17 protein-coding genes and 1 CRISPR repeat array are annotated in these 16364 nt (G+C 70.5%); all 17 genes read left to right on the forward strand.

Features of this window, described 5'->3' with window-relative positions; genetic code table 11:
* Window positions 1-54: 54 nt before the first annotated feature.
* A CRISPR array of direct repeats spans window positions 55-667; the repeat unit is 36 nt; unit sequence GCACCACCGGTCTCTCGGGATCGGCCACATTGCAGC.
* A 224-nt stretch (window positions 668-891) separates the two neighbouring features.
* On the forward strand, window positions 892-1029 hold the full coding sequence (locus tag ACILSK_RS02255; RefSeq protein WP_395725495.1) for a hypothetical protein: 138 nt from the start codon (window positions 892-894) through the stop codon (window positions 1027-1029).
* Window positions 1030-1168: 139 nt separating this feature from the next.
* Window positions 1169-1537: a PadR family transcriptional regulator gene (locus tag ACILSK_RS02260; protein WP_395725827.1), complete on the forward strand. Its 369-nt coding sequence runs from the start codon at window positions 1169-1171 to the stop codon at window positions 1535-1537.
* A 1-nt stretch (window position 1538) separates the two neighbouring features.
* Window positions 1539-1907 (forward strand): DUF1048 domain-containing protein, encoded by a 369-nt coding sequence (locus ACILSK_RS02265; protein WP_395725496.1) that lies wholly within the window; start codon window positions 1539-1541, stop codon window positions 1905-1907.
* The gene (locus tag ACILSK_RS02270; protein ID WP_395725497.1) at window positions 1904-2737 is read left to right on the forward strand and encodes an ABC transporter ATP-binding protein; all 834 of its coding nucleotides are present in this window, start codon (window positions 1904-1906) and stop codon (window positions 2735-2737) included. Before ACILSK_RS02265 ends, ACILSK_RS02270 begins: the two co-directional genes overlap by 4 nt.
* Entirely contained in the window at window positions 2734-3498 is a 765-nt protein-coding gene (locus ACILSK_RS02275) for an ABC transporter permease (protein WP_395725498.1), read from the forward strand. The genes ACILSK_RS02270 and ACILSK_RS02275 overlap by 4 nt, the downstream gene beginning before the upstream one ends.
* Window positions 3499-3541: 43 nt before the next feature.
* Window positions 3542-6958 (forward strand): pyruvate carboxylase, encoded by a 3417-nt coding sequence (locus tag ACILSK_RS02280; protein ID WP_395725499.1) that lies wholly within the window; start codon window positions 3542-3544, stop codon window positions 6956-6958.
* Between the two features lie 34 nt (window positions 6959-6992).
* Window positions 6993-7556, forward strand: a complete 564-nt coding sequence (rsmD, locus tag ACILSK_RS02285) for a 16S rRNA (guanine(966)-N(2))-methyltransferase RsmD (protein WP_395725500.1) — start codon at window positions 6993-6995, stop codon at window positions 7554-7556.
* A gap of 91 nt (window positions 7557-7647) precedes the next feature.
* Window positions 7648-8151 carry a pantetheine-phosphate adenylyltransferase gene (gene coaD, locus ACILSK_RS02290; protein ID WP_395725501.1) on the forward strand — a complete coding sequence of 168 codons (504 nt, stop codon included), beginning with the start codon at window positions 7648-7650 and terminating at the stop codon, window positions 8149-8151.
* Between the two features lie 188 nt (window positions 8152-8339).
* Complete coding sequence (locus ACILSK_RS02295) at window positions 8340-9092, forward strand: DivIVA domain-containing protein (RefSeq protein ID WP_395725502.1); 753 nt, start codon at window positions 8340-8342, stop codon at window positions 9090-9092.
* A gap of 23 nt (window positions 9093-9115) precedes the next feature.
* Complete coding sequence (locus ACILSK_RS02300; protein ID WP_395725503.1) at window positions 9116-9508, forward strand: STAS/SEC14 domain-containing protein; 393 nt, start codon at window positions 9116-9118, stop codon at window positions 9506-9508.
* A complete protein-coding gene (locus ACILSK_RS02305) occupies window positions 9505-11043 on the forward strand; it encodes a putative bifunctional diguanylate cyclase/phosphodiesterase (protein WP_395725504.1) in 1539 nt (512 codons plus the stop codon). Before ACILSK_RS02300 ends, ACILSK_RS02305 begins: the two co-directional genes overlap by 4 nt.
* Before the next feature lie 10 nt (window positions 11044-11053).
* A complete protein-coding gene (locus tag ACILSK_RS02310; RefSeq protein WP_395725505.1) occupies window positions 11054-11929 on the forward strand; it encodes a class I SAM-dependent methyltransferase in 876 nt (291 codons plus the stop codon).
* A 334-nt stretch (window positions 11930-12263) separates the two neighbouring features.
* Window positions 12264-13745 (forward strand): putative bifunctional diguanylate cyclase/phosphodiesterase, encoded by a 1482-nt coding sequence (locus ACILSK_RS02315; RefSeq protein WP_395725506.1) that lies wholly within the window; start codon window positions 12264-12266, stop codon window positions 13743-13745.
* Window positions 13746-13881: 136 nt separating this feature from the next.
* A complete protein-coding gene (locus ACILSK_RS02320; protein WP_395725507.1) occupies window positions 13882-14478 on the forward strand; it encodes a YceD family protein in 597 nt (198 codons plus the stop codon).
* A 15-nt stretch (window positions 14479-14493) separates the two neighbouring features.
* On the forward strand, window positions 14494-14673 hold the full coding sequence (gene rpmF, locus ACILSK_RS02325) for a 50S ribosomal protein L32 (RefSeq protein WP_395725508.1): 180 nt from the start codon (window positions 14494-14496) through the stop codon (window positions 14671-14673).
* 4 nt (window positions 14674-14677) lie between these two features.
* Window positions 14678-15487, forward strand: a complete 810-nt coding sequence (rnc, locus tag ACILSK_RS02330; RefSeq protein WP_395725509.1) for a ribonuclease III — start codon at window positions 14678-14680, stop codon at window positions 15485-15487.
* Window positions 15480-16334, forward strand: coding sequence for a bifunctional DNA-formamidopyrimidine glycosylase/DNA-(apurinic or apyrimidinic site) lyase (gene mutM, locus ACILSK_RS02335; protein ID WP_395725510.1), 855 nt, complete (start codon window positions 15480-15482; stop codon window positions 16332-16334). The genes rnc and mutM overlap by 8 nt, the downstream gene beginning before the upstream one ends.
* The last annotated feature ends 30 nt before the right edge of the window (window positions 16335-16364 follow it).

Here is a 16364-nt window from a genome sequence, read left to right on the forward strand (position 1 = left end):
GATCGGCCACATTGCAGCGAGTTCTGCGGGATCTGCGGTGCAGAGCCGACGCGGGCACCACCGGTCTCTCGGGATCGGCCACATTGCAGCGGAAGTGCTCGGGTTGGATGTGCGGGCGGCCGCGGGCGCACTACAGGTCTCTCGGGATCGGCCACATTGCAGCGTGGCCCCCGCCCCCGCGCCGAGGGGTCGCGCGGGGCACCACCGGTCTCTCGGGATCGGCCACATTGCAGCCAATTCGGACGTCCGCGCGGGCATCGCCTGCCCGGCGCACCACCGGTCTCTCGGGATCGGCCACATTGCAGCGCGAACACGGTGAACGCCGCCCACGCCGCGGTGGCGCGCACCACCGGTCTCTCGGGATCGGCCACATTGCAGCGATGCTGTCGATGATCACTGCGCGCCTACCTTGTTCGGCACCACCGGTCTCTCGGGATCGGCCACATTGCAGCATGCCGCCCTCCGCGTCCTCGGCGATCGGGAACATGCCACCACCGGTCTCTCGGAATCGGCCACATTGCAGCTACGGGTATCTGCCGCTCACCGGCGACACCATGTTCACCACCACCGGTCTCTCGGGATCGGCCACATTGCATCCAGAAGTGGAACAGAATGACGGCGAGCCGCACCACCATCACCGGTCTCTCGGGATCGGCCACATTGCAGCGACGACTATGAACACCGCCACTTCGGCCCCAGCGACCACCACCGATCTCACTATCGGCTTTGCAGGGTTGCAGCGAAACGATCGAGTAGGCGCTCGGCATCTGCTTGCTGGTCAGCGAGGCGCCGGCCGGGCACCTCGGCCGGGCCCGGCTGGACGCCGTCGCCGTCGCCACCGATGGATTTGAGCCGGCCGAGGTACACCTGGAGCTGCGCTGAGAGGGCAACGTGATCATCGAGCGGGCGCGGGGCGACGCCGCGGGGCTGGTCGGCGACGACCCCGACGTGGCCCGGTGGCCGGGGCTGGTCGACATGGTCTCCGCCGTGATCGCCGAGCAGGAGCAGGACTACCTGGACAAGGGGTAGCTGTCGGACCGCGACTCGCCCCACCGGTGGGCTCTCTCCGGCCGCTCGCCGAGCGTGCTAGTCAGTGTTGCCAAGTACCAGTACTTAGTGATACCGTCTACTAGTACTCAGCAACACAGAGTAGAAGGTGAGATCGACCGTGGGCAATCAGATGACGGAGATGCTCAAGGGCACTCTGGAGGGCATCGTTCTCGCGGTCCTGGCGATGCGGCCGGCGTACGGCTACGAGATCACGGCGCGGTTGCGGGAGCAGGGCTTCACCGATCTGGTCGAGGGAACGGTGTATGCGCTGCTCATCCGGGTCGAGCAGCGCGGCTTCGTCGACGTGCAGAAGGTGCCGTCCGAGAAGGGGCCGCCCCGAAAGGTGTATTCGCTGAACGCGCAGGGCCGCGAACAGCTCGACGGGTTCTTCCGGACGTGGAGCTTCCTCTCGGACCGGATCGGGCTGCTGCAGGCCGACATCGACCGCGCCACCACGACAACCGCCACCCCCAAGGGAGAGAACTGACATGGTCGCCAAGTGGATCGAAACCCTGACCGGATCGCTCGAGCAGAAGAAGCAGTACCGGCACGAAAAGGCCCGTATCGATCGCCTTTCCGATCCTTACGGGACCGCAGCGAAGGCGATGCACCGGTATCTCATGTACTACGGCGGCGTGACCGACGGCGACACCCTGATCACGATGTTCGGCGACCTGGCCGATCTCTGGGAACGGGCCGCCGCCGATGCGACGCCGGTGCGGGAGATCGTCGGCGACGATCCGGTCGATTTCGCCGAGACATTCGCCCAGGCGTATTCCGGCCGGCAATGGATCGACAAGGAACGCGCTCGCCTGACCAAGGCGATCGAGGACGCGGAGCAGCAGGAGCGGACATGACGACAGCGACATCCATCCGGGTGCAGGGCATCGAGAAGTCCTTCAAGGATGTGCATGTCCTTCGCGGGGTCGACCTGGACGTGCAGGCGGGCAGCATTGTCGCCCTGCTCGGCTCGAACGGCGCCGGCAAGACCACGCTCGTGCGCATCCTGTCGACGCTGCTCAGGGCGGACGCGGGCCACGCATCCGTCAATGGCTTCGACGTCGCAACGCAACCAGGCGACGTGCGCGAATCGATCAGCCTGACCGGCCAGTTCGCCGCCGTCGACGAAATCCTCAGCGGCCGGGAGAATCTCGTGCTGATCGCCAGGCTGCGGCACCTGGGCAACCCGGGGGTCATCGCCGACGGCCTGCTTGCCCGGTTCTCCCTCACCGACGCGGGCGAGCGAAAGGTGGCGACCTACTCCGGTGGAATGCGCCGCCGGCTCGACATCGCGATGAGCCTCATCGGCAACCCGCCGGTCATCTTCCTCGATGAACCCACCACCGGCCTGGATCCGCAGGCGCGGGTCGAGGTCTGGCAGACCATCAAGGATCTCGCCGACGCGGGCACCACGGTGCTGCTCACGACCCAGTACCTGGACGAGGCCGAGCAACTCGCCGACCGCATTGCGATCCTCCACCAGGGCACCATCATCCAGAACGGCACGCTCGCCGAACTCAAGCGACAACTACCGTCCGCCACCGTCGAATACGTCGAGAAGCAACCCTCCCTCGAGGACGTCTTCCTGGCCCTGGTCGGCGGGACCGGCCGGCCCGAGAACGGCCGGCCCGGGAACGGCGAGGCCGACGGCGCCGTCGGAACCGTGACCGGAAAGGACATTCCATGACCACGCACGTCATCGGCGACACCGGCGTCCTCACCGGCCGCTCGCTGCGGCACATCGTCCGCAGTCCCGACACCATCATCACCACCGCGATCACCCCGATCGCGCTGATGCTGCTCTTCGTCTACGTGCTCGGCGGCGCCATCAACATCGGGTCCGACGAGTCGTACATCGACTACATGCTCCCCGGAATCCTGCTCATCACGATCGCGTCGGGCATCGCGTACACCGCCTACCGGCTGTTCCTCGATCTGCAGGGCGGCATTTTCGAACGCTTCCAGTCCATGCCGATCGCCCGGCCGAGCCTGCTCTGGGCCCACGTGCTCACGTCCCTGGTGGCCAACCTCGTCTCGGTCATGGTCGTCATCGGGGTCGCGCTGCTGATGGGCTTCCGCACCGGCGCATCCCCGGGCGCCTGGCTCGCGGTCGCCGGCATCCTGATCCTGTTCACCCTCGCGCTCACCTGGATCGCCGTGATCGCCGGGCTCTCGGCGAAGACCGTGGACGGCGCGAGCGCGTTCAGCTACCCCCTGATCTTCCTGCCGTTCATCAGCTCCGCCTTCGTGCCCACCGCATCGATGAGTGGCCCGGTCGCCTGGTTCGCCGAGAACCAGCCGGTCACGGCCGTCGTGAACACGATCCGAGCCCTGTTCGCCCAGCAACCCGTGGGCAGCGACATCTGGATCGCCCTGGCCAGCCTCGCCGGCATCCTGGCCATCGCCTACGCCGTCGCCATCGCCATCTACCGGCGCAAGTTCAACTAACGGCCGAGCCGAACCGGCCGGACCGCCCGGGTAAGTTCCACGCATGTTCTCCAAGATCCTGGTGGCCAACCGCGGCGAGATCGCCGTCCGGGCGTTCCGAGCGGCCTGGGAGCTGGGTATCGACTCGGTGGCGGTGTTCCCCTGGGAGGACCGCAACTCGGTGCACCGGCAGAAGGCGACCGAGGCGTACCAGATCGGCGAGCGCGGCCACCCGGTGCGGGCGTACCTGGACATCGACTCGATCGTGCGCACCGCGGTCGCCGCCGGGGCCGATGCGGTCTACCCGGGTTACGGGTTCCTGTCCGAGAATCCCGATCTGGCCCAGGCCTGCGCGGACGCCGGCATCACGTTCATCGGGCCGTCGGCCCAGGTGCTGGAGATGGCCGGGAACAAGGCGACCGCGGTCGCGGCGGCCACCGCCGCCGGGGTGCCGGTGCTGCCGTCCAGCGCCCCGAGCGCCGACCCGGCAACGTTGATCGCCGCGGCTGACCTGATCGGCTTCCCGGTGTTCGTCAAGGCGGTCGCCGGCGGCGGCGGCCGGGGCATGCGCAAGGTGGACACCCCCGCGGACCTGCCGGAGTCGCTGGCCACCGCGATGCGGGAGGCCGACTCCGCGTTCGGCGACCCGACCGTGTTCCTCGAGCGAGCGGTGATCGACCCGCGACACATCGAGGTGCAGATCCTGGCCGATCACCGCGGCCCGCAGGGCGACCCGGCCGGCACCATCCACCTGTTCGAGCGGGACTGCTCGGTGCAGCGGCGGCACCAGAAGGTGATCGAGGTCGCGCCCGCGGTCGGGCTGGATCCCGCACTGCGGCAACGGATCTGCGACGACGCGGTCGCGTTCGCCCGGCACATCGGGTACGTGAACGCCGGCACCGTGGAGTTCCTGGTCGAGGGGGACGGACCGGACGCCCGCTACCACTTCATCGAGATGAACCCGCGCATCCAGGTCGAGCACACGGTGACCGAGGAGGTCACCGACGTCGACCTGGTCGGCGCGCAGATCCGGATCGCGTCGGGGGAGACGCTGGCCGATCTGGGCCTGTCCCAGGAGGGCATCCGGGTCAACGGCGCCGCCCTGCAGTGCCGGATCACCACCGAGGACCCGGCCAACGGCTTTCGCCCGGACACCGGCAAGATCAACACCTACCGCTCGCCCGGCGGCGGCGGGGTCCGGGTCGACGGCGGCACCGTGCACTCCGGCGCCGATGTCTCCGCGCACTTCGACTCGCTGCTGGTCAAGCTGACCTGCCGCGGCCGCGACTGGAAGCAGGCAGTGGCCCGCGCCCGGCGGGCCCTGGCCGAGTTCCGGGTCCGTGGGGTGGCCACCAACATCCCGTTCCTGATGGCCGTGCTGGAGGATCCCGACTTCGCCGCCGGGGGCGTCACCACCAGCTTCATCGAGACCCACCCCGAGCTGCTCACTGCCCGGCACAGCGCCGACCGCGGCACCCGGCTCCTGTCCTACCTGGCCGACGTCACCATCAACAAGCCGTACGGCTCGCGCCCACGCGGCCTGATCGAGCCGCACTTGAAGCTGCCCGCGGTCGACAAGAAACATCCGGCGCCGCCCGGCACCCGGCAGGCCCTGGTCGATCTCGGACCGGACGGCTTCGCTCGACGACTCCGCGATGCCCCCGACCTGCTGGTCACCGACACCACGTTCCGCGACGCCCACCAGAGCCTGCTGGCGACCCGGGTGCGCACCCGCGACCTGGCCATGATCGGCCCGGCGGTCGCTCGGCTCACCCCGCAGCTGCTGTCCATCGAGGCCTGGGGCGGCGCCACCTACGACGTCGCGCTGCGCTTCCTGTCCGAGGATCCGTGGGAGCGGCTGGCCACCCTGCGCGAGGCCATCCCCACCATCGCCCTGCAGATGCTGCTGCGCGGCCGCAACACCGTCGGCTACACGCCCTACCCGCAGGCCGTCACCGACGCCTTCGTCACCGAGGCGGCAGCGACCGGGATCGATATCTTCCGCATCTTCGACGCGCTCAACGACGTCAGCCAGATGCGCCCGGCCATCGACGCGGTCCGGGCGACCGGCACCGCGGTCGCCGAGGTCGCCCTGTGCTACACCGGCGACCTGTCCAACCCGGCCGAGAAGCTCTACACGCTGGACTACTACCTGCGGCTGGCCGAGCAGATCGTGGACGCCGGCGCGCATGTGCTGGCGATCAAGGACATGGCCGGGCTGCTCCGCGCGCCGGCCGCGCACACCCTGGTCACCGCGCTGCGCGAGCGGTTCGACCTGCCCCTGCACCTGCATACCCACGACACCGCCGGCGGGCAGTTGGCCACGCTGCTGGCGGCGTCCGCGGCCGGGGTCGACGCGGTCGACGCGGCCAGTGCGTCGATGGCCGGCACGACCTCGCAGCCGCCGATGTCGGCGCTGGTCGCGGCCACCGACTTCACCGGCCGGCAGACCGGCCTGGACCTGCACGCGGTGCAGGAGCTGGAGCCGTACTGGGAGGCGGTGCGCGCCCTGTACGCCCCGTTCGAGTCGGGCCTGCGGGCGCCGACCGGCCGGGTCTACCAGCACGAGATCCCCGGCGGCCAGCTGTCCAACCTGCGGCAACAGGCGATCGCCCTGGGCCTGGGCCACCGGTTCGAGGAGGTCGAGGCCACCTACACCGCGGCCAACGCGATGCTGGGCAATCTGGTCAAGGTCACCCCGTCGTCCAAGGTGGTCGGCGACCTGGCCCTGCACCTGGTCGGCGCCCGGGTCGATCCGGCCGAGTTCGAGGCCGACCCGGGCCGCTTCGACATCCCGGACTCGGTCATCGGGTTCCTGTCCGGCGACCTGGGTGACCCGCCCGGAGGCTGGCCCGAGCCGTTCCGCAGCAAGGCACTGGCCGGCCGCCGGTACTCACCGCCGGAGGCGACGCTGTCCGACGCGGATGCGGCCGACCTGGCCGCGAACCCCCGCCCGACCCTGAACCGGCTGCTGTTCCCCGGACCGGAGCGCGAGTTCCGGCAGTCCCGGCAGCAGTACGGCGACCTGTCCGTGCTGCCCACCGTCGACTACCTCTACGGCCTGCAGCCCGGCGCCGAGCACGTGGTCGACCTGCAGTCCGGGGTCCAGCTGTACCTGGGCCTGGAGGCCACCGGCGCGCCCGACGAGCGAGGCCTGTGCAACGTGGTCACCACGCTCAACGGCCAGCTGCGGCCCTTGCAGATCCGGGACCGCAGCGTCGACGTCGACGTGCCGGTGGCCGAGCGGGCCGACCCCGGCAACCCGTGGCAGGTCGCGTCGCCGTTCGCCGGCGTGGTCACCCTCGCGGTGAACGAGGGCGACGAGGTCGAGGCGGGCGGCACGGTCGCCACCATCGAGGCGATGAAGATGGAGGCGTCCATCACCGCGCCGCGGGCCGGCCGGGTGCAGCGCACCGCGATCAACGCGGTGCAGCAGGTGGAGGGCGGCGACCTGCTGCTCGTGCTCACCGACCGCGCCTGAACCCGGCGCGCGGCAGAGACGACGGAGAACACCGATGACCAGGATCGTCGCCGGCCGCTGGCGAGGTCGGCGGCTGGCCGTGCCGAAAGGGGTGACCACCCGGCCCTCGTCGGAACGGGTCCGGGAGGCCCTGGCCGGATCGCTCCAGGCGACCGGTGGGCTCGACGGCGCCCGCGTCCTCGACCTCTGGGCGGGCACCGGGGCGTTGGGGCTGGAGCTGGCGTCCCGGGGCGCGTCGTCAGCGGTGTTCGTGGAGAAGGACCGGATGGCGCTGACCGCCCTGCGGGCGAACGTCGACACCTTCCAGGACGCGCTCGGCCCGACGCTCGGCGTCGTCGCCGGTGATGTGCGCACCGTGCTGCCCAGGCTGACCGGGCCCATCGACATCGTCGTGGCCGACCCGCCCTACGACCTGCCCGATGCCGATGTCATCACAGTGCTGATCGCGCTCGTCGCCGCCTGTGTGCTGGCCGAGCACGCCGACCTGATCGTCGAACGCAGCGCCCGATCCGGAGAGGTGCCCTGGCCCGAGCCGTTGACCGCCGTCCGGGCGAAGAAGTACGGCGACACGCTCCTCTGCTACGGTCGCGCGCCATGAGCGAGGCTTGCCGAGTGAATGATGGGCACGGTCATGGTGGCGACCGATCCGGTCCGACCGAGCTCGCGAGGTGTCCCGGATCGGTGGAGCCATGAGCGAGGCGCCGCCGTCCACCGGTACCCATGCGGTGTGCCCCGGCTCGTTCGACCCGCCCACCCTCGGCCACCTGGACGTGATCGGCCGGGCCGCCGGACTGTTCGACCGGGTTACCGTCGCGGTGCTGGTGAACCCGGACAAGCGGGGCATGTTCGCCCTCGACGAGCGGCTCGAGCTGCTCCGGCAGACCACCGGCCACCTGCCGAACGTCGACGTCGACACCTTCCGCGGGTTGCTGGTCGACTATTGCCGGGCGCACGGCATCGCGGCCATCGTCAAGGGCCTGCGGGCGGTGTCCGACTTCGACTACGAACTACAGATGGCCCAGATGAATCACGGCCTGACCGGGGTGGACACCCTGTTCATGCCGACCAGCCCGGCCTACTCGTTCGTCTCGTCGTCGCTGGTCAAGCAGGTCGCGACGTATGGAGGCGACGTTCGCCACCTGCTGCCCGATGTGGTCGCGGACGCCCTGGCCGGCAAGCTCGCCGCACGCTGAACCACCCCGGACGCGCCGGCCGCCACCCATTTCCCAGGTGTTTCGGATTCGAATCGGTGACGTCCCGCACGGTCGCCGCCGGGCGTGTTGGCGGGGCTGCGGGTCCGCGGCTTGTCAGACTGGGGAGGCGTCGCCCGGCCGACCCGCCGGGCTCCGTGAGCCTGCCAGTCGACCCGTAGGAGGTTGCTATGTACCGGGTTTTCGAGGCACTCGACGAGCTGGTCACCATCGTCGAGGAGGCCCGCGGTCTGCCGATGACGGCATCCTGCGTGGTGCCGCGTGGTGACGTGCTGGAGCTGCTCGACGACGTCCGGGACGCGCTGCCCGGCGAGGTCGACGACGCCCAGGACGTGCTCGACCACCGCGACCAGATGCTCAACGAGGCGTCCGACCGGGCCACCACAATGGTCACCGAGGCGCAGGCCGAGGCGGATCGGCTGGTCGGTGGGGCGCGGGCCGAGGCCGAGTCGACCGTGACCGGCGCCCGGGCCGATGCGGACCGCACGGTGCACGACGCGGCCGCGCACGCCGAGGGCCTGGTCGCGCGGGCCCGCGACGAGGCCGCCCGCATCGTGCAGTCGGCGCAGGAGCAGCACGATTCGATCATGACCAGGGCGCACGCCGACGCCGAGCGGGCCATCGCCGCCGGCCGGGCCAGCTACGAGCAGTCGGTCGCGGACGGCAAGGCCGAGCAGGCCCGGCTGGTCACCCAGACCGAGGTCGTGCAGGCCGCCTACACCGAGTCGGCCCGCATCCTGGACGAGGCGCACGCCAACGCGGACCGGATGCGCAACGACTGTGACACCTACGTCGACAGCACCCTGGGCAACCTCGAGGAGACGCTGACCACGACGTTGCGGACGATCGGCCGGGGCCGGACCGCCCTGCGCGCCGGGGGCGTCGCCGACCTGCGCGAGGACCGCCTCTTCGCTCGAAGCTGAACCGGACATTACGATTCCGAGGCATGGTCGTCGATCAGCCTGAGCCGAGCCGCTACGAGTCGCTGACGATTGACGACGAAGGGTTCATCCGGCTTGTCTGGCCGGCTGACGTGACGATCACCGGGCCGTCCGCGCGGGCGGCGTTCGAGGCGGTGAACCGGCTCAGCGCCGACCGACGCCGGCCGATGCTGGTCGACATGGCGACGACCAAGTCGGTCGCCCGGGAGGCCCGGGCGGTCTTCGGCGAACGGAGCGCGGCCTCCCGGATCGCCCTGCTGGGCCGATCGCCGGTCGACCGGGTCATCGCCAACTTCACCCTCGGCGTGAGCCAGGTGCCCTGCCCGACCCGGTTCTTCACCGATCGGGCCAAGGCCCTGGACTTCCTGCGGATCGGCCTGCAAACGAGCGTGGAGTGAGCGACCCACCGGACGAGGACCGCCGGCTCGATGATCTGGTGGACCAGATCGTCCAGCTCGCGGCCGGCGATCTGTCGGTCCGGCTGGAGCCGTCGCCGGCCCGGGACTCGGTGGATGCGGTCATCACCGGTTTCAATCTGCTCGCCGACGAGCTGGACATGATGTACCGCACCCTCGAACAGCGCGTCGCCGAACGAACCGCCGAGCTCGCCCAGGCCAAGCAGGAACTGGAACGGCTGGCCCTGTACGACCCGCTGACCGGCCTGGCCAACCGAAGCCTGCTGGCCGACCGGATGGGCCAGGCGGTCGCCCGGGCCGAGCGCGGCGCCGGCCCGCCGGCCGTCCTGTTGCTCGACCTGGACGAGTTCAAGACGATCAACGATGGGCTCGGGCACACCGTCGGCGACCTCCTTCTGGTCGAAATCGCCCGGCGGTTGACCGCGGTGGTCCGGGACACCGACACGGTCGCCCGGCTCGGCGGCGACGAGTTCGCCATCCTGCTCCCGGACATCGACGAGGTCCAGGCCTTGCGGATCGCCGAACGGGCACTGGCCGAGCTGCAGAAGCCGTTCGCCGTGGGCGACCGAGCCGTCTGGCCGGCGGCCAGCATCGGCATCTGCTTCGGCACCCGCGGGCAGTCGGCCGACCTGCTGCTGCGCGACGCGGACACCGCGATGTACGCGGCCAAGGCCAGCGGCAAGGGGACCGTGCAGGTGTTCCGACCGGAGATGCACCATGCGGCCCGGGCCCGCCTGCAGATCGCCTCCGAATTGGGATCGGCCGTCGCGCAGGACCAGCTGAGGTTGATGTACCAGCCCATCGTGGACCTGCGGTCGGGAGTTCCGGTCGGCGCCGAGGCTCTGGTCCGGTGGCAGCATCCGACCCGCGGGCTGCTGCAGCCGGTGGACTTCATCGGCGTCGCCGAAAGCAGCGGGCACATCGTGGACATCGGCCACTGGGTGCTCCGGACGGCCATCGCCGAACTGGAGCACTGGCCGGATCGGCCGTCCCGGGAGTCGTTCAAGGTGCACGTCAATCTGCTGCCGGTCGAGGTGCGCTGGCCCGGGCTGGCCGAGCTGGTCGCCGACACCTTGCGCGAGCACGCCGTGCCGGCCGGCCAGCTGGTCCTGGAGATCTCCGAGACCGGCCTGATGACCGGGGACATCGGTGACCTGGAGGCGTTGCTGGCGCTGCGCCGGCTCGGCTCCGCGATCGCCATCGACGACTTCGGGACCGGCTACTCCTCGATCAGCTACCTGCGCCGCCTGCCCATCGACTCGGTGAAGGTGGACCAGTCGCTGATCGCCGACATCACCACCGATCCGACGCAGGTTCGATTCGTCGGTGCGATACTCCAGCTGATCGAAGCGGCCGGCCTGGCCGCGGTCGTGGAGGGAATCGAGAGCGTGGAGCAGATGAACCGGTTGACCGAGTTGGGCTGCCGGTACGGACAGGGGTTCCTGTTCGGCAGGCCCGTGCCCTGGAGCGCCATCATGAGTTCCCTGCTCGGGCCGACTCGCCCGGCCGTGTCGTGACCAGCGTCCGGTGCTGAGATCCGAACGGATCGCCGGGTGGGGACGCGACGCCCTGTTGCTGCCCCGGGTCGCCCTGCTGGCGGCCCGGGCGCCCCGCGACTGGCGGCGGGGCTGGGACCGGTACTGGGGCAGCGTCACGACCACCGGGGTCGGCGGCGACGTGCTGTGGGACACCGGCGACCTCGACGAGGTCCCGACCTATCGCACCCTGATCCTCGAGCAGCTGGACACCTCGCTCCCACTGGTCGACGCGGGTTGCGGGAATGGGCGGTTCACCCGCGGGTTGGCGCCGTTGTTCCCGACGACGATCGGCGTCGACCTCGCCCGGACCGCGATCAAGCTGGCCCGGAGGGAATCGGCCGGGTGCGCGGACCTGAGCTTCGACACCCTGGACCTCACCGTTCCCGACGCGGCCCGGCCGCTCGCGGCGGCCATCGGCGGGGATGCCAACGTCTTCGTTCGCGGGGTGTTCCACGTGCTCGCGCCGGCGGACCGGCCGGTGGCGGCGCGGAACCTGCGCACCCTGGTCGGCTCGCGGGGTCGGGTGCTGCTGGCCGAGACGAACTTTCCGGGCTCGAAGATGGACTACCTGCGGCACCTGGGCGCGTCGCCCCGGCACATTCCCGACCCGCTGCGCCGGGCAATCGTCGACACACCCGCCCCCCGACACTTCGGCGACGCCGAACGAAGGACTGCCTTTCCGGCGGCGGACTGGGCCGTCGTCGACGACGGCGTCGTCGACATCCTGGCCATCCCGATGCACGACACCCCGACGCCGGCCGTGGAACACATCCCGGGGTACTACGCCATCCTCGCGTCGACCGCGGTGTCGAACTCCGAAGCGTTGAACGCTGAGCCATCGAACACCGAGCCGACACGCCGTTGACGCCCGCGTGCGAGCGGCCAGCTTCTCACACAGAGTAGTTTCCTGTCGCTCAATGTCACAGAATCTCAGGTTTCCCGGCTATCATTTCGGGAAAGTCCAACGGAGGTCTGACCCCGTGTCTCGGGGCCGACTCCACGGGGAGTGTTCGGGGGAATGACCGGTGTCCACTGCTCCCGACCCTGCAGCTCCCGACCCCGCAGCTCCCGACTCAGCAGCCGACGCCCTTGCGGAGACGGTCCGCTCGGATGACGCTCGGGCCGACGCGGACGGCGATTCGTCCGAACCCTCGGACTCCGCTCCCCGGCCCGGGGAGGACCGTCGGCTGAACCAACTGATGGACAAGATCGTGCTGCTGGCGGCCGGCACCCTGGGCGTGCGGCTGGAGACCTCATCGGCCGAGGATTCGGTGGACGCGGCCATCACCGGATTCAACCTGCTGGCCGAGGAGCTGGAGACGGCACAGCGGACCCTGGAGGACCGGGTCGCCGAACGGACCGCCCAACTGGACGCGGCGCGCGAGCAGCTCGAGCGGCTGGCGTTGTACGACCCGCTCACCGGTCTGGCCAACCGGACCCTGCTGGGTGACCGGATGAGCCGGGCGGCGGCGCTGGCGGAGCGGGGCGCCGGCCCGCCCTGCGTCCTGCTGCTGGACCTGGACGAGTTCAAGACGATCAACGACGGCCTGGGCCACGGCGCCGGGGATCAGATCCTGGTGGAGGTCGCCCGCAGGCTGAACTCGGTGGTCAGAGCCGTCGACACCGTGGCCCGGCTGGGCGGTGACGAATTCGCGATCCTGCTGCCCGGCATCGCCGAGGACCAGGCGCTCCGTATCGCCGAACGGGCGCTGGTGGCCTTGCAGGAGCCGTTCACCGTGAGCGATCGCGCGGTGTGGACCGGCGCCAGCATCGGGGTCTGCTTCGGCCACCGCGGTCAGGATCCCCAGCTGATCCTGCAGGACGCGGACACAGCCATGTACGCCGCCAAGTCGGGCGGGCGGGGCCGGGTCGAGGTCTTCCGGCCCGAGATGCATCACGCCGCCCGGGCTCGCCTGCAGGTCGCCTCCGAGCTGGGCACGGCGGTAGAACTGGACCAGCTCCGGGTGGAGTTCCAGCCGATCAGCTCGCTGACCACGGGCGCGGTGGTCGGCGCCGAGGCGCTGATCCGCTGGCAGCACCCGACGCGGGGTCGGCTCATTCCGGGCGAGTTCATCGCCGTCGCCGAGGACAGCGGCCAGATCGTCGAGGTCGGGCACTGGATCCTGCGGGCGGCGATCCAGCAGCTGGCTCTCTGGCAGGACCTGTTGGGGGACAAACCGTTCCGGTTGCACGTCAACCTGTCACCGGTCGAGGTCCGCTGGCCCGGCGTGGCCGGCTTCGTCGCCGAGTGCCTGCGCCAGCACGATGTACGGCCGGAACAGCTCGTGCTGGAGATCCCGGAGTCGGTGCTGGCCAGCGGTGACGTCACCGGGATGGAATCGCTGATCGCGTTGCGCCGACTGGGCGTCGGAGTGGCGGTCGACGACTTCGGGACCGGCTACTCCTCGATCAGCTACCTGCGTCGGCTGCCCATCGACACCGTCAAGGTGGACCCGACGATCATCTCCGACCTGGCCGACGACGAGGCCCAGGTGCGGTTCGTCGGAGCGATCCTGCGGCTGATCGAGGCCGCCGGATTGGAGGCGATCGTCGCGGGGATCGAGACGCAGGCCCAACTCGATCTGCTGGCCGGGATGGGCTGCCGCCTCGGGCAGGGATACCTGCTGGGCCGGCCGGTGCCGCCCGAGCAGTTCCAGTTGCCGCCGCTCCGGCTCCGCTGATCGCGGCCGGCCGTCGTTTCGACCTTGGGCCCGGCGTGGACTACTCTGGAACGGTTGCCTTTCGGGCCGCGCGGATGATGCGTGCCCGACGTACGTGACAACCCGACCATCAACCGGAAAGCTGTCGACGACCGTCATGCCCGCTGTACCCGCGCCGCGCCACAATTCGCCCTGGGTGATCGACACCCGGACCCTGGGTCGTCGGCCGGGCACCATGCGCACGCTGCGGATCGCCGTGCCGCTGGACGCGCCCATGGGCCTGGACGTCCTCGCCGTTCCGGCCGGTGCCGAGGTCGACCTGGACCTGCGCCTGGAGTCGGTCGCCGAGGGCGTGCTGGTCTCCGGCACGGCCGCCGCGACGGCAGTGGGCCAGTGCTCCCGCTGCCTGATCGAGGTCACCGAACCGGTGGTCGCCGGTATCCGGGAGCTGTTCGCCTACCCGGACTCGGCGACCGCGGCGACCACCGAGGAGGACGAGATTCCGCTCGTCCTGGACGACCGGATCGACCTGGAGCAGGTGGTCCGCGACGAGATCGTGACCGCGCTGCCGATGGCGCCAGTGTGCCGCCCGGACTGCCGGGGACTGTGCATCCAGTGCGGCGGGCGATTCGATGATCTCGAGCCCGACCATTCCCATGAGATACTGGACCCTCGCTGGGCCGCTCTGCGGGACAGACTTGCAACCGAAACACCCGAGAGCACGGGTCGGCCACCGGCCGGGCCCGGCGAATAACGAAGGAGATCGATCGTGGCTGTCCCGAAGCGGAAGATGTCGCGCAGCAATACCCGCTCGCGTCGTTCGCAGTGGAAGACCACCGTGCCGACGCTGGTTGCGTGCAGCAACCGGGCGTGCGGCGCGTTGAAGCCGCCGCACCAGGCCTGCCCCACCTGCGGGCAGTACAAGGGCCGTCAGGTCGTCGGGGTCTGAGCCGTTGGCCGCAGTCACCGTCCCGCCCGCGAACAACACCCCGGACCCGCTGGCCATCAACGCCGCGCTCGGGGTGGAGCTGAGTGCCGACCTCGTCGTGCTCGCGCTCACCCACCGATCGTTCGCCTACGAGCACGGTGGGCTGCCGACCAACGAGCGGTTGGAGTTCCTCGGCGACGCCGTGCTCGGCGTCGTCATCACCGAGACGCTGTATCGCACCCACCCCGACCTGCAGGAGGGCCGGCTGGCCAAGCTGCGGGCCTCGGTGGTGAACATGCACGCGCTGGCCGGGGTCGGTCGGTCCGCAGGGCTGGGCCAGCAGTTGCGGCTCGGCCGCGGTGAGGAACTGACCGGCGGCCGGGACAAGTCGTCCATCGTCGCCGACGCCGTCGAGGCGGTGATCGGCGCCGTCTACCTCCAGCACGGGCTGGAGGTGGCCCGCGGCGTCGTGCTGCGGCTGTTCGCCGGCCTGCTCACCGCCGCCCCCCAACTGGGCGCCGGCCTGGACTGGAAGACCTCCTTGCAGGAGTTGGCCGCCGAACGCGGACTCGGCGTGCCCGAATATCGGGTGTCCGAAGAAGGGCCCGATCACGCCAAGGTGTTCGCGGCCCGGGTGTTGCTGTCCGGCGCCGCGCGCGGCACCGGGTCCGGCCGCACCAAGAAGGAGGCCGAGCAGAACGCCGCGGCTGCGGCCTACACGAGCCTGCAGGACGGCGGCCCTCCTGTCGACGGCGCGTCGGTGGACGGCGCGTCGGTGGACGGCGCCGTCGTGCGGAAGGACGCCGCGGCCGGTCCGACGCCGCACAGTGCCTGAGCTGCCGGAGGTCGAAACCGTCCGGCGTGGCCTGCTCGACCATCTGCGGGGCCGGCGCATCCGATCCGTGCGGGTACTGCACGACCGCGCCGTCCGCCGCCACCTCGGCGGCGCCGACGACTTCCAGCGGGTGCTCGCCGGGCGCACCGTGGCCGACGTCCGCCGGCGGGGCAAGTATTTATGGTGGGCCCTGGACGACGGCGACGCCGTGCTGGCCCATCTGGGCATGAGCGGCCAGTTCCGGGTCGGTTCCGCACCCGATGCCGATCAAGCCGGGCATCCGCACCTCCGGATCCGGTTCGCCTTCGACGACGGCGGTCCCGATCTGGACTTCCTGGACCAACGGACCTTCGGCGGCATGACCTTCGCCCCGGGTGGCGCCGAGCTGCCGGCCGCCATCGCGCACATCGCCCGCGACCCGCTCGACCCGCTGTTCGACCCCGCGTCGGCGATCGGCGCCATCCGGCGCAAGCACACCGGGATCAAACGCGCGCTGCTCGACCAGACCGTGGTGTCCGGCGTCGGCAACATCTACGCCGACGAGGCGCTGTGGCGCGCCAAGACGCACTTCGAGCGACCCACCGATCGACTCACCCGGGCGCAGGCCGGCGCCGTGCTGACCGCGGCCACCGACGTGATGACGCAGGCGCTGGCCGCCGGCGGCACCTCGTTCGACGCGTTGTACGTCAACGTGAACGGGGAGTCCGGCTACTTCGACCGGTCCCTCAACGTCTACGGGCGGGCGGACCAGGCATGCCCGCGCTGCGGCACGCCGATCCGCCGCTCGGCGTTCATGAACCGCTCGTCCTACTGGTGCCCCCGCTGTCAGCGCGCGCCCCGCGCGTAGGATCCGGCAAGCTCCGCCATAGGAGGCCGT

The sequence above is a fragment of the Nakamurella sp. genome, assembly GCF_044224575.1.
In the GTDB taxonomy this organism is placed as follows: domain Bacteria; phylum Actinomycetota; class Actinomycetes; order Mycobacteriales; family Nakamurellaceae; genus Nakamurella.

Bases quoted from the DNA above. Each gene is read 5' to 3' on its own strand.
- ACILSK_RS02275 (WP_395725498.1), top strand. From the start codon at position 2,734: ATGACCACGCACGTCATCGGCGACACCGGCGTCCTCACCGGCCGCTCG.
- ACILSK_RS02270 (WP_395725497.1), top strand. From the start codon at position 1,904: ATGACGACAGCGACATCCATCCGGGTGCAGGGCATCGAGAAGTCCTTC.
- ACILSK_RS02315 (WP_395725506.1), top strand. From the start codon at position 12,264: ATGGACAAGATCGTGCTGCTGGCGGCCGGCACCCTGGGCGTGCGGCTG.
- ACILSK_RS02295 (WP_395725502.1), top strand. From the start codon at position 8,340: ATGTACCGGGTTTTCGAGGCACTCGACGAGCTGGTCACCATCGTCGAG.
- ACILSK_RS02265 (WP_395725496.1), top strand. From the start codon at position 1,539: ATGGTCGCCAAGTGGATCGAAACCCTGACCGGATCGCTCGAGCAGAAG.
- ACILSK_RS02320 (WP_395725507.1), top strand. From the start codon at position 13,882: ATGCCCGCTGTACCCGCGCCGCGCCACAATTCGCCCTGGGTGATCGAC.
- rsmD (WP_395725500.1), top strand. From the start codon at position 6,993: ATGACCAGGATCGTCGCCGGCCGCTGGCGAGGTCGGCGGCTGGCCGTG.
- ACILSK_RS02280 (WP_395725499.1), top strand. From the start codon at position 3,542: ATGTTCTCCAAGATCCTGGTGGCCAACCGCGGCGAGATCGCCGTCCGG.
- coaD (WP_395725501.1), top strand. From the start codon at position 7,648: ATGAGCGAGGCGCCGCCGTCCACCGGTACCCATGCGGTGTGCCCCGGC.
- ACILSK_RS02300 (WP_395725503.1), top strand. From the start codon at position 9,116: ATGGTCGTCGATCAGCCTGAGCCGAGCCGCTACGAGTCGCTGACGATT.